This is a genomic window from Raineya sp. (genome assembly GCF_053497555.1).
The window spans coordinates 1-13,919 of sequence record NZ_JBRCWE010000099.1 but is presented as its reverse complement, the minus strand read 5'-3'; the positions used below and the strand labels follow the sequence as shown (position 1 = coordinate 13,919).

The following is a 13,919-nucleotide window of genomic DNA, read 5'->3' as shown; positions in this document are numbered from 1 at the left end:
GTACCATATTTTTTCACTATTTTTTGATTATATCTATTTGATTAACAATAACTTGGAGACTTTTTAAGGGACGACTAATTATTGTTGACAATAAACTTGAATCTCATATTTTTTTGATAAACAAGTTTTGCATAAAAAACTATCTACCCGTATATTTTGCTAAAAACGTTCCAATGGCAGGAAGTTTGGGCGGCAGTGGATAATTCTCTTTTTGTAGAATACGCTCTATTTTCTCTTTTACCTCCTCCAATTCGCCTACTGATATATCCTTATCGTCAGTATTCTGCAAGTCCTTTTCAAGTTGCTCAACGACTTGTTTTAACTCTTCCTGCATATTTTTTGGAAAAAAAGAAACGTTTTCCAAGCTATGCACTATGGTTCCTAAAGAAAGTGTTCTCCCCCAAAACGTAATTTTAGAGCTATTGACCCTTCCCCAAATACTCTCTCTGATAGGGGAATAATCATAAGCACAGAAAAGAACTTCCAGCAGTCTCTCGCTCATATATCCCAAAGCCCACTCAATAGCCGAAATAAATTTGTCTTGAAAATGACTGAAACTCTCTCCATTGGAAAGCCTACTGGCAAGAATAAGATACATTATCAGCCTTTGGCTCGGACTATGCACAAACTCAATCTCTCCTTTTCGGTCCATTGTTCCTTCGTCAGCTTTTTCCAATAATTCTTCTGACGAAAAAACATCAAATTCTAAAAGTTTCTGAATAAAACTCGGCGAAGGAGTTTCTTGCTCTGTGAGCATTTGTACTATGTTTTCCATTAGCAAGGATTTTATTTCATTTTTAAGTTTTAAGTGTAAGCAAATCTTTTCAAATACGCAATTTTTCAGAACAAAACTCCTGCCTGTACTTGCCCAAAATGTACGATACGCTCCGAATTGGGCATTTTTCTGCCATTATACAAAATGTTGATTTGTAAGCCGCTGGCAAGCTTCTGCTGATACGAAGCCGTCCATACCCAATTTTTACCTACTTGCAGAGCCTCAAGCATCTCATAAGCCACAGGCGACTGCGTCTCGCCCCGAAAATTCATATCTACCGAGCGAATTTGAGCCGAAAGCACAAATGAAGCAGGTTTGCTCCAACGAATTTCACCACTCCACTCCTGCTGATGGTTTTTTTCATTGCCTAAAAGATTGCTCTTGAAACTTTGCAAATTAGCTACCGAAATTCGTAAGTTTGGCGTAGGCTGATAAGCTATTTGTGGCTGAAAGTTCCACGTTTCTACCCAAAAATTCCGATTCAAAAGGAAGTCGGAAGCGTTGCGAAGGTCAATATGTTTGTTTTGCCACTGCAAATTCCATTTTTTACCCAAGTTTTTACGAAAGTTAAAGCCTTTTTCTTGTTGCAAGCGAGTTTCAAATCCATTAGTGAGCAGTTGTTTTTGTTGGTTACTTGTAAAGCTAAAATCTGCTCCCAAATCGGGGTTGCCACGCCTGAAAAACAGCACAGCACGCATATTTTCTTGTGCCGAAAGCAGATTTTCGTTCTGAATTTGTGAAAAAGGGAAAACACGCCTCAAAAAGTCGCTTTCAGTAGTTTTTCGACGAATAATCGCACTACCAACCAAAGAAAATTGGGCAAGCACTTTTTTGAAACCTCTTTCATTGAACCAAGTGTTTGGCATTTGCAGGTTAAGCCGATAGTTGAGGTCGGTGGAAAAGGCTTTGAGGTACGAATCGGTAGGGGTGAATATTTTAGCATATTGTCTTTCATCAGGATTGAGAGCCAAGTAAAACTCATTGAGTTCGGCAATGCCGTTGCCGTTATCATCTCGCCACGTATGCGTACCCTGCCCCGTAGGCACTTGAATAAAACTGAACTCTCGTCTAAGTTCACGAGCCGAAACATTCTGCCATACGAGTTCGGAGCGAATGTTTTTTTGCCAAAAACTGCGTTGCCACTCCAAACGTCCCATTAGGTTTTCTTCATTTTGGTTGGAAAGAATAAAATTCTGCACATTCCGATAAGTTGCCTGCAATTTGAAATTTTGTTTGGCAGAAGGCTTACTTTGCCAAAAACTCTGAAAAGTTTGAGCTATGGTACGAAGTTGCATTTTCCCCGCAACAGGTTGGTTATCAGTGCGGTAGCTGTATTCGGTACGAAAGCGAGAAGCAAGACTATCAGCAGTTTGCAAGAAAACTCTATGCTCTTCAAAGTGCATAGCCGTAAAAAAAATAGAGTCATTGGCTCTTTTGCGAAGTGTGTTTTTATCCAAACTAAAAGCATATCCTTTTTGCCATTTTTTGCCTTGACGGGCAAGCTCAAAAGTAGCTCTCTGCCATTGAGCGGCGTTACTTTGGTTTTGTTGCAAGGCATTGAGGCTGAAAAAATCTCCTTTGAGTAAAAAACTGCCTACTTTTTGGGAAAGGCTCAAATAATGCTGAAAACCCTCGTTGCTTTGCTTGCGGTTGCGGTAAAAATGTTTGGTGCTAAGAAAATTTTGAGCGTCTTTTCGCAGACTAAATTCTAAATGAGCAATGTGTTCAGTTTTTTGGTCGGGTACGCTCAAAGTATCCAGATTTAAGTTCCAATCGCGGTTGAACTCAATAGGTCGGAAGCGGTCAATCGGTAAAAACGTAGGGCTGTTGTATTCATAAGAAAGTTTTTTTTGCAATTGGTACTTGCCCCAATGAAAGCGATTTTTTTGCTCAGCAGAAATTTTGAAGGCAGTGCCGTTATTGTCTTCCTCATCAAGACGAGAAAATCGGTTCAAATCTCTTTGCGAAAAGGCTAATTCGGCAGAGATTTTTTCGTATTCGGTAGGGGTAAAATGAACGCCCGTGCTTATCATTTGTCTTTTTTGGGGCAAAGGCACAAGGGCAATGGGTTCAAAATTCCCCTGTGGAACGCCACCGATAGGTTCTACCCACTGAAAAATTCTGCCATTTTGCAGAGTATTTTTGAGGACATAATTGCCTTTGTTTGCTCCTACTTCCGTAAAATTGATCTGCCAATGGGCTTTTTGAGGGTTTTGAGAATACACAAAAACGCCTTCGTACAAGCCCGAAGCCGTGAGGGTATCTTTTTTTTCGTACAAAATAGCATTGGCATTGAAGGCTACCGAGTCGGCAGTATTGATAAAGGCTTGTTGCAAATTATCGCCAATTTGCGATAGTTGGAGTTTTTGCTCGTCTGTAAGCCTGATAGTCAAAGGATTGCGAGGGTTATCGGTTTCAGCGTAATATTGCCCAAAAAATTCTATTTTTTTCCACTTGTGGCTATGAGAGGCTTTCAGGTTGGTACGGCTGTAATTGCGTTCAGTGTATTCGTAATCTATGCGTATGCGTGTGTATTGTGTAATGAGGATATTGGGGTTGAAAGTAATTTCTGCCAGGTTATAGTCAATGATATAGTCGGCATCAAAACCTCGCCGAAGCAAACGTCCATCTACAAATACCTGTTCGCTATTAGCAATAATTACGATAAAGCGTTCGTTATTTGCCCCTCGCAAGCGATATGGTCCTTGCACACCTTCAAGAGGCACAATAGCCGTAGAAGCGAAGCGTCCTTTGGCGAGAGCTATACCCAAGGTGGTTTTAGATTGTGAGCTATCGGAATATTTTTGGTTATTTTCCAATTGCAGACCTTGCACGTTTTTGTAAAAACGCAAAAACTCCGAAGGTTGATTTTGCATAACAATATCCCCTGCTTGCAGAGTGGTGGTTGGGCTTTGCAGTTCTACCAAAACTCGGTCTAATTGTTGAATTTGTTGGGTATTACCTTCGGGCTGAAAAGGGACTTGCTGGTCGGTGATGAGGGCTTTAAGAGTAATTTCAGGGCTAAGTTTGCCCTCTAATTGCAAGTTGAGTGTGGAGTTAGTTACGGCACTTTGCTGATTTCCCAAAGCAATGCCTCTGTAAATAGCCCCCGTTTTCTGTATGCTATCGGTTGTAAAAATGCCCTCACGCTCTTTGATAAGTCCTTGTTGCTCAATAGGTACAAGCGGCACAATAAAAAACGATAGCGTATCTATGGAAGGACGTTTTTGAAATTTTTTGTTCAAAGAAAATGGCAATACCTCGTAACAGAGCAAAATGCTATCTTGCGGGGTGTAGCGTTGCTTGCTTTGCCAAGAAACCTCGTTTTTAGAAAAATCAAAAACAATTTTCAAAGAGCTATCAGTTGTTTGGAAGCGAAAGCTATGGGGCAAAATGGTGAGAGTATCGGTAATTTTATCGGTAAGGGCTACTTTTTTGCAACGCTCTTGGGCAAAAGAAAAAAACGGCAAGCAAACCAACAAAAGCACCCAAAGAAAAAACAACTCTCTTTCATCTTTACCATTATTCCTAATGGATAAAAATGAAAGGTAAATCTTTGAGGCAAGATAATATTTGTGAAAAAGTAAAAACATCAGAATTGTGAAACCTTTGAGGTTTCAGGAAGCTATGCTCTCAAATTCTTGAGAAAAATAGCAAAAATTATGCTTGAAGCCTCATATTCTAAATTATTCGGCGAAAGCTGTGATTGAAATGAGAGTAGGTGTGTGTTTCAACGTCCAAAATACCTTTTTCGTCCAATTTATCCACACGCACTCGCCCTCTTGCGTGTATAATGTGGGTAACTTTATTTTTTACCCACACAATCCCTGTGTGGATAACTCTGTTTTCTCTTTGAAAAAACGCAACATCAGCAGTTTTTAGGTCTGAAAATGCTATTTTTGTACCAAATTCTGCTTGCTGATAGGCATCTCTTGGCAAAAAAACACCCAAAGTTTTCCACACTTCTTGCACAAAGCCTGAACAATCTATTCCCCAAAAACTTTTTCCACCCCACAAGTAAGGGGCATTTTGGTACGCCAAAGCCCGACTGATAACTTCTTGGTTTGCATATTCTTGTTTCTCATACACTTTTCCACGAAAGCGAAAAAGCGTGCTATCTATTTCAAAAAAGTAGGTATCTCGTGGCTTGATGATAGCCTTATCTTTACGGATTTGATAAAAAGGTAAAATCGCTCCTTTGCTTAGCCAAGTTGTATTCAGAAAGTTCTTTTTTTCGTCAAGTGCAAGGGCTTGGGCGTGAATACTGCTCACAACAGCGTGAGTTGAAAGATTTTGCTTGTAAAGCTCAAAAAAATTCTCACTGATAGGCTTTATCTGCAATACATCTACCCACCCCATATATTTATCCAAAAAATTCTGAATATGTAGCCATTTTTGGTTTTCGCTGGTAGCCAAAACTTCTACTACTTCACCAAAACGTAGTTGCGAAACCTGCTCTGCCTTATCGCTGGGTTCGGCACGCACAGGAACAATATCTAAATGAACTATACCGAAAGAAAACATATTTTACTTTACTCTTTCCAAATCGCCTGTATGTATCCAACCACTGGTAACTTTTCCGCCATAACGAAAATTTGTGTAAATGAAGCCATTGCGTTCCTCTTCGGCAAGCACAAATTGTCCTGCAATTACATAGGCATTCATTGGCAAATCAAAATTAGCTTCTTGGTAAAAATAGGCTTGTGAAGCTACTACTTTATAGACAGGGCGAGGGTGGTCGGCAATGTAATGTCTATACACATAGCCCTCTTGCACACCATAACGAATTTTCACCCAATCGGGGTCTGAGCTTTCGCCTATCACATACACTTCGCTTGCATAAGGAATTACAGCCAAAACGCTACCTGTTTGTGGGTAATCTCGTAAATTCAAATTCGTTGCAGTAACATACATTTTCTCTCCTTGTATCGTTTCCTCTTGCTTTTTTTCTTCGGTAGAATAATTCTTGGTAAATAAGCCACCTATTTCGTAATCAACAAAATAGCGAAACTGCGGAATAAGAAAATACGCCAGCAATAAAACAGCCACAGTTCCCAAAATCCATTTCAAAGCTCCTCCCTTTTTGGGTGGCGGTGCAGGTATAACGCTGGGGTGCTGAAAAGGCTTGGGATTTTCTTGTGCTTGGATAGCAGGCTTTTCTTGCGGCGTGGCTTGTGATTCTATTTTAGGCTGAATATTCAAAGGCTTATTGGTAGGGGCATCTATTTTGCCTTCTTTCAAAAATTTTACAATTTCAAGAGCTGTTGCAAAACGTTCCTGAGGATTGCGTTTTACGCATTTTTGTATAAGCTCAATAGACCTATCAGAAATTTTACCTTTCAATTTGCCAAAATCAATAAAATCTTTATTGACAATTTCGTCGTATATGGCATATTCGGAAGTATGGTGAGCGAGTGGATATTCGCCTGTAAGCATTACATAATACGTAAGCCCCAAGGAATAAATATCGGTACGATGTGTAATATCTTTATCACCACGCACCTGTTCGGGACTCATAAAATAAATAGAGCCCATACGCATACCCGTTTTGGTAAGGTGGCGGGCATCTTCGTCCAACATTTTGGCTATGCCAAAATCCAAGACTTTTACCTTGTTTTCAGAATTTACTATAAAATTGGAAGGCTTTATATCTCTATGAATTACCCCTTGGCTATGAGCATACGCCAAAGCCTCTGCCATTTGTAGAAGCAAATCTTGAGCAAGCGGCTCGGGGAGTTTGCCATTTCTTTTAACAATGGTATCCAAATCCAAACCATCAGCAAATTCCATTATCAAAAAAGCCTCTTCTCCTTCCTCTACATAGTCGTAAAGCGTTACGATGCCTGAATGATTGAGCCGAGCCATTGTAGCGGCTTCGTTCTTGAAACGCTCTTTTAATTGGGGATTTTTAGAAAATTGCGGAGAAAGCACCTTTACAGCGGCTTTTCTATCTATGCTCTGATGATGAGCCTTATAGACTGCCCCCATTCCACCTTCTCCAATCAAATCATCAATAATGTATTTACCAACTACGCGTCCTTTCGTTATCATAAGTCAATATTTAAGTACTTTCTTGTTTTAATAGTTTTTCCAGTTATACTATCTTTTGCAGGGATCCATTTGCTATTAGCTTTACTAACAGCTTCAATAACAACTTTATCACATTCAAGAAGGTTTCTACGAATAATTTTAATATCGCTTAAATTACCATATTCATCTACTTCAAAACTTACTAATGTTTTACATCTTAGAACTTTATTAGAAGGGTATTTTACATTTTTTAATACTTCTGATTTGAAGCCATCTACTCCACCATTAGGATATATAGCAGTTTGGATATGTAAAGAGAAGTTGTTTTTCTGTTCTCTTGAATTGTAATTGTGTAAAAAAATAAAAACTATCATTAGTAGAGTTGTTATGAACATAATAGAAAATATCCATTTTTTTAATACTCTTTTTTTACTTGAGTCTAAACTTTTTTCAGATACATTTTCTTCTACTTTTTCAGACTTCAATAAAGAAATGATTTCAAGTGTTGTAGCAAACCTTTCTTTAGGATTTTTTTGCAAACACCTATGAATAATTTCATTAGTAACTTTTGAAAAGTTTTTTAATTTATTAAAATCTATAACATTTTTACTAACAATAGCCTCATAAATAGAATATTCTGAAGAGTAGTGTTGTAGAGGGTGAGTACCTGTAAGCATAAAGTAATAAGTAAAACCCATAGAATATATGTCTGTTCTATGAGTAATATCTTTTTCTGCCTTTACTTGTTCAGGGCTCATAAAAAGAATAGAACCCATTTGGATGCCCGTTTTAGTAAGTTGTTGGGCATTTTCTCCTAACATTTTAGCAATTCCAAAGTCCAAAACTTTTAACTTATTTGTTTCCAAATTGATGATAAAGTTAGAGGGTTTAATATCACGATGTATAATTCCTTGGCTATGAGCATAAGCAAGAGCATTAGACATTTGAACTAATAATTCTTTTGCACGTGCTTCTGAAATTTTTCCTTGTTTTTCTATAATTTTATCCAAAGTAATTCCCTCTACATATTCCATTACCAAAAATACATCTTCCTCTTGTTCAATGTAGTCATAAAAAGCTACTATATTAGGATGATTCAATTTTTCCATAACAAAAGCTTCTTGCCTAAAACGCTCCCTAAAATGCTTATTATCAGCTAAAATAGGTTCAAGCAATTTTATAGCAACTTCTTTGTTTGAATTTTGATGGTAACCCCTGTACACACTTCCCATTCCACCTCTACCAATTAAACTATCTATTACATAATCTCCAACTACTCTTCCTTTCATTTTTGTTCAGTTTTGGGCTTATTTTGCTGATTGTTTTTTGGGTTAGTTTTTTGGGTATTGGACTTAGCTTCTGATGTTTTAGTATCTTTTTTAGGACTTTCAGTAGTTTTTTTATCTGTTTTTTCGTTTTTCTCTTGCTTTTTCTCGTCTTTTTCGGTTGGGTTAGCTTTCGGCTTTGTATCTTTTTTCTTTTCGGTAGAGTCTTTGGATTTGCTATCTTCTTCGTTTTCTTGCTTACTTTCCGCTGGATATTTACGTTGTGAGTAATCGGGAGTAGGCTTGGCTTGCAAAGTATCCGCAGATTTTTTTTCAGCCGAACCACTATGCTGAAAAGCCCAAACTCCTACAAGCAAGGCTACCACAGCTATCACTGCCCCCAAAATGTAATGTTTGGAGGAGATTTTTTTTTCCGAAGGTAGTTGGGTAAGCACCACCGACTTGTAGGTGCCTGTCGGCAAAGTAGCCTGAGAGCGTTGTTGGGCATAGAAGCGAATCAGTTGGACGGTGATATTATCTGTTCCACCTGCTTCGTTGGCTTTTTCTATGAGCTTTTGGGTACGTTGCAGAATGTTAAGCGTTTTATCCGTAATAATTTCAGTAATTTGAAAGTCGCTTATCATACCATTCAAGCCATCGGAGCAGAGCAAGAGCAAGTCGTTATCAGCAGGCAAGATAGGCAAAGCCCCCACTTCGGGGATAACCTCTTGGTGAGTACCCAAGGCACGTAAAATTTCATTTTTACGAGGGTGTTTTTCGGCGTCTTCATCTTTGATAACGCCCCTATCTACCAGTTCCTGCACAAAGGAATGATCTTTGGTAATGCGATGCAAAGTTTGAGTAGCTTGCTCAAAATAATATAAGCGGCTATCGCCTACGTGTGCATAAAAAACTTGATTGTCTCGGATAAGCACTGCTACCAGGGTTGTACCCATTCCTGCATATTCGCTGAATTTTTGCGAAGTTGAAAAAATGACACGATTGGCTTCTACAATAGCCTTCCAAAGAGCTTCTTGGGGGCTGGTATAAAATTCTTTGTTAAAAAAATCTTTTAGGCTTTCTACGGCAAGTTGAGAGGCTTTTTCCCCTGCCTGATGCCCTCCCATACCATCACAAAGTACAAACAAATAACCATTAGGTGTTTGAAAATATCCTAAATAATCTTCGTTGTTGGAACGCACCTTTCCTGTATCGGTGGCATTACCAAATTCAAAATTTTTGAGTTCTTGGGTAGAGGTTTTCATTAGGCAACCAATTCAAATCTATCGGCTAATTTGGAAAAAATTGCAGAAAAAGACAAACACAAAAAATAAAAAAATCTCCAAATGTTTGGAGATTTCAAACCTTATCCCCTACTCCCTCTCCAAAAAAGGAGAGGGGTAGTAAAGGAAATGATTTTTTATTCTTTCACGAGTTTGAACACACCATTTTTACCTTCATTGTTGATTTGTAGGATATACAAACCATTAGGTAATTTGGAAACATCTATGCTACGCACTTCGGCAGGGTTTTGGTAAGTAGCCGAATGTACAACGCCGCCAAGTGTATTGTAGAGTTTCACTTCTACCCTACCCGATAGATTCTTATCCAAATTGATATTGAATTTATCTTTGGCAGGGTTAGGGAATACCACTACGGAGCCTACAAGGTCATCGTTGATAGCTGTAACATCAGTACCTACTCCAAAACGGAAGTTGCCACCATTAGAATAACACTCACCGATAGGGTCAAAAGCCGCCCAAACGAAGTTATCAATACCTGTGTAGCCATTGTTTGGTGTGTAGGTCATATTGTCCAGAGCCGCATAAGGAATTTCTAATCCGAAAGTAGCTATTTCGCCACCAATCATTAGCTTACCATAGGCAGGTGGGATAAGGATTTTAATTTTAGGGAAATCCTTATTTTTGGTATCGGGTTCATCGCTATACACTTCTCTAAACTCTTCTTTGGCAAACTCATATACTTCATTAGTATTTATCTCACGGCGAATTTCTTGCACCTTAGGACAGAAGTTATTACCTGCACGCTCAAAATAGCGAACCCGAGCTTCTAATCTAAGTTCTCCTAAAAATGCGTCCAAATCATTGTCTCCATCTATATCATTAAACTCCAGCAATGCCCATCTATTTACCGCAATACCATTAAAAGGATTATCTGCTACATTCGCTTCATAAACACCTCCGTTATTTTTATAGTAATAGATAGATGTCCTATTAAAATCGGGGTTGGCAGTAGTTGAAGGGTCATCTAAGTTATTAAGAGTCCCTAATAGCAAATCAAGATCCCCATCATTATCAATATCTACGAGTGTGGGAGATATTCGCTTAATTGCGGGAGTAGTAACGGCTAAAGCCGTGTTAATTGAGTTAAAAGGATTATTAGTACCTGTTAGCTCTGAAAAGTTACTTCCATCGTTCCTAAAAACTCTAATAGAGGTATCATCGCCCGCTATTAAGTCAAAATCTCCATCGTTGTCATAGTCAATAAGTTGTATTTTAGCAAGATTGGGGGAAGGGTTGATAGAAATAGTTGATAAAGGATTACTTGCCCCGGTAAGTTCAGTAAAAGACGCGTTGTTGTTGTTCCTAAAGTAACGGGGAGTAGCAACATTAAACTCTTTTACAACAAGGTCAGCATCACCATCATTATCAAAATCAACCAAGTCAATCGTAGGTCCGTATGTTAAACCATTTAATGGTGTAAAAGGATTAGATGTTGTTACTAATTCAAAATTGGGATTTTCGGTGCTACCTAAATTTCTAAACAGATATGTATCTCCATATATTCCAAAAGTTACAGCATCTAAATCCCCGTCTCCATCTAAGTCTGCAGTTGCAGTGCTAGATGTATAATATGCAGCAGGAAACAACTCTTGCTCTATATCAAAATCCACATTAGTAGGATCATTTACATCGTAGGTAACAAGAGAGAAAACACCCGTGCCATTATTTTTCTTATAGGGGAGCGTTTGGTAATACTTATCCCCATAGATAACATCTAAATCTCCATCATCATCAAAGTCTTCAAAAGCGGCACCGATAGCAAACGGATAATAAGGAATACCTGGTATAGTCAAGGTAGGATGCAGTGTCTGTGGTCCAAAAGTATTACTTCCGTTATTTTTATATTCGTAAACTGCTCCGTACTTTTCGGTGATGTAAGCATCTAAATCTCCGTCATTGTCACCATCGGCAAAGGTAAGACTACCATAACCTGTGTAATAGAAAAGAGGACCTGGCGTTATATTAACCTGATCCAGCGGGTTACCAGTACCCGTTACCTCTTGAAATACGCCTGTACCGCTTTCGTAGTTTTCGTAATATTTAACATTGATACCATATTTATCTCCAAGTGCCTCATCACTACCTGAAACAAATAAATCTAAATCACCATCTTCATCAGCATCAAACATTTCGCCTCTCGCTCCACCATCAATACCAGTTCCATCACCCATAATTACGAATGCAAAAGGATTGGCAGCCCCTGTAAAAGGAACAAATTTCCCATCTACATTTTTGAACAAAGTTACGTAATCATACTTATAGTAATTATATCCCACAATCATATCTAAGTCGCCATCTCCATCCATATCTGCAAAAGAAGGATTGAAATAGGAGTATCCCTGCATATCAGCGGCAGCATCCTTAAAAGGGCTACGGTCATCATCATTAGGGATAAGTGTATAAACTAAACCAGTAGTGTCATTGCGTTGATAAAATAAAGCCCCACCAGTATATTGACCGATAATCAAATCTTTATCTCCGTCATTATCCAAATCAGCAAAAGTAGGATAAGTAGGAGCCGATTGGGCTACATAGCCTGTTTTAGGCTCAAGTTTAATTTTTCTTTCAAAATATTTGAATTTTCCTTGCCCTTGTGCCAAAGCATCGGGGTTGGGTAAGGCTGTAAGAGCCAGAGATAAAGCACCCGCCGAAACAGCCCATTTGAGCTGAGTTTCCAAACGTACAATTTGCTGATAGAGCTTTTTCAAACGCTGATAGAGGCTTTGCTTTTTGTGAGCAGAAACACCTTCCTGCAAACTTTTTTCAAAACGTGCCCTAAACTTTTTGTACTTGCAAACAGCGTTTTTGTATTTTTGTGATAAAAAATGCTTCATAATTTTTCGCCGTTTTATGGTTAAATTAAGGTTTCTTAAAATTGAGGTGTAAATTATTACATTTTTTTTGATTTGCCAAATTTTTTTTTGTTTTTTTGAAAAAAACTTCCACAAATCCTTTCATTATGAGCTACAATTACAATGTGCATCGGAACCTAAGTACCCAAGAAGTTATTCAGAAATTTGAACCCTACACTTTTCCAAGTTTCAGACAAAAAAGCAAAGTCCGAAACTTGAAAGAACCTTTTTTCGTAATAGAAGCCACCTATAATGGCGAAAAAGTAGGTTCGGCGGTGCTGGAACTTTTATACACCCAACAGCACAACCTAATGAAAGTGCTAAGTCTTTGGGTAAAAGAAGAACATCGCAGAAAAGGTATAGCCTCCCAACTTCTAAGAGTAGCGGAAAAAATAGCTCTCAACAATCAAATCAATTATATCAATATTATATTCCAAAATAACTGGGAAAGTTTCAAGTGGATGCCTACGCTTCTGCAAAAGCTCGCTTGGAATAAGCCTGAAAAAAGAACCGTGCTTGTAAAATTGGCTTACAAACAGGTTTGTGATTTGCCTTGGTTCAAATTGCAAGAATACCCCGATATATTTAGTGTTGTACCCTGGGTAGAACTTTCACAAGAAGATTACGACTACATCAGAAACAAACAGCGAAATGAAAACTGGTACAATGATGAGATTTCTCCTTTTCAGTTACCTCAAATTCTTGAACCATTAGGCAGTTTGGCTCTCAAAAATCAGGAAAATAAAGTGGTGGGTTGGCTTATTGTGCATAAGGTTGCTCCACGAACCGTCCAATTTACAAGCTACTTTATTGATAAAGCCTACCGCGAAACTCCTGCAACTTTCAACCTGCTCGTAGATTCTATTGAAAGAATGTACAAAGCAGATGTAGGTGATGATGCTATATTTATGTTCAGTGCTGATAATGAAAAGATGCTCTTTTTTGCCAAAGCTATAGCAGGCGAACACAACACAGGAGCCTTTACCGAAGTATGGGTAGGACAAAAATGGATACAAGGTTAGATTTGATAGAGGAGCCTTGCTACACTAAAATATACTGCCAAGCCAATCAGGTCATTAGCCGTAGTGATGAAAGGTCCTGCGGCTAAGGCTGGATTGAAGCCTAAACGATTCAGTACGAGTGGCGTAAGCGTGCCTGTAAAAGAGGCTAATAGTATCACAGAAAATAATGCCAATGAAACCACTATCGCCACTTTTATATCATAACCAAATACTAAACAAAACAAAAGTACCAAAGTTCCAAGAATTGCTCCATTCAAAAGAGCTATGAGAAGCACCTTAAAAAGCCTTTGAAAAGTGCTTAACTCAAAAACAGATTTATGAGCCAAACTTTGTAATATTACAGAGGAAGACTGTATACCCACATTGCCGCCTGTACCTGCAATAAGCGTGGTAAAATTCGCAAGTACCGAAACCAGCAGTATAACAGGCTGCCCAAGCATATCCGTAACCGAGGCGGCAAGCATTCCTCCTGCCATACCAATAACCAGCCAAGGCAAGCGAGCCTTTACAGATTGCCAAATGGTATCATCTTCTTCAGTATCGCCCGAAAGCCCCGACATTGCTTGCCTTTCGGCATCAGCTTTTTCCTGAATTACATCAACTATATCATCAATAGTGATACGCCCCAAAAGTTTTCCCTGCACATTCACCACAGGAATAGCCTCCAAATC

At 38.6% G+C, this 13,919-nt stretch carries 9 protein-coding genes; 1 reads left to right on the top strand and 8 read right to left on the bottom strand.

The window, feature by feature from the left end:
* Positions 1-139: 139 nt before the first annotated feature.
* The 7 genes from ACWITO_RS12770 to ACWITO_RS12740 form a co-directional block, all read right to left on the bottom strand.
* Entirely contained in the window at positions 140-775 is a 636-nt protein-coding gene (locus ACWITO_RS12770; protein WP_448530386.1) for a hypothetical protein, read from the bottom strand.
* A 65-nt stretch (positions 776-840) separates the two neighbouring features.
* Positions 841-4,368 (bottom strand): hypothetical protein, encoded by a 3,528-nt coding sequence (locus ACWITO_RS12765; RefSeq protein ID WP_448530385.1) that lies wholly within the window; start codon positions 4,366-4,368, stop codon positions 841-843.
* A gap of 88 nt (positions 4,369-4,456) precedes the next feature.
* On the bottom strand, positions 4,457-5,299 hold the full coding sequence (locus tag ACWITO_RS12760) for a C40 family peptidase (protein WP_448530384.1): 843 nt from the start codon (positions 5,297-5,299) through the stop codon (positions 4,457-4,459).
* 3 nt (positions 5,300-5,302) lie between these two features.
* Positions 5,303-6,826, bottom strand: coding sequence for a protein kinase domain-containing protein (locus tag ACWITO_RS12755; protein ID WP_448530383.1), 1,524 nt, complete (start codon positions 6,824-6,826; stop codon positions 5,303-5,305).
* Positions 6,823-8,094: a protein kinase domain-containing protein gene (locus ACWITO_RS12750; RefSeq protein WP_448530382.1), complete on the bottom strand. Its 1,272-nt coding sequence runs from the start codon at positions 8,092-8,094 to the stop codon at positions 6,823-6,825. The genes ACWITO_RS12755 and ACWITO_RS12750 overlap by 4 nt, the downstream gene beginning before the upstream one ends.
* Positions 8,091-9,335 (bottom strand): Stp1/IreP family PP2C-type Ser/Thr phosphatase, encoded by a 1,245-nt coding sequence (locus ACWITO_RS12745; protein WP_448530381.1) that lies wholly within the window; start codon positions 9,333-9,335, stop codon positions 8,091-8,093. The genes ACWITO_RS12750 and ACWITO_RS12745 overlap by 4 nt, the downstream gene beginning before the upstream one ends.
* 155 nt (positions 9,336-9,490) lie before the next feature.
* On the bottom strand, positions 9,491-12,208 hold the full coding sequence (locus ACWITO_RS12740) for an FG-GAP-like repeat-containing protein (RefSeq protein ID WP_448530380.1): 2,718 nt from the start codon (positions 12,206-12,208) through the stop codon (positions 9,491-9,493).
* A gap of 125 nt (positions 12,209-12,333) precedes the next feature.
* Between ACWITO_RS12740 and ACWITO_RS12735 the strand changes: the two genes are divergently transcribed.
* Positions 12,334-13,248, top strand: coding sequence for a GNAT family N-acetyltransferase (locus ACWITO_RS12735; RefSeq protein ID WP_448530379.1), 915 nt, complete (start codon positions 12,334-12,336; stop codon positions 13,246-13,248).
* Here ACWITO_RS12735 and ACWITO_RS12730 read toward each other — a convergent pair.
* Positions 13,245-13,919, bottom strand: a 675-nt coding sequence (locus tag ACWITO_RS12730) for a magnesium transporter (protein WP_448530378.1), incomplete at its 5' end; no start/stop codon positions are given. The genes ACWITO_RS12735 and ACWITO_RS12730 overlap by 4 nt on opposite strands.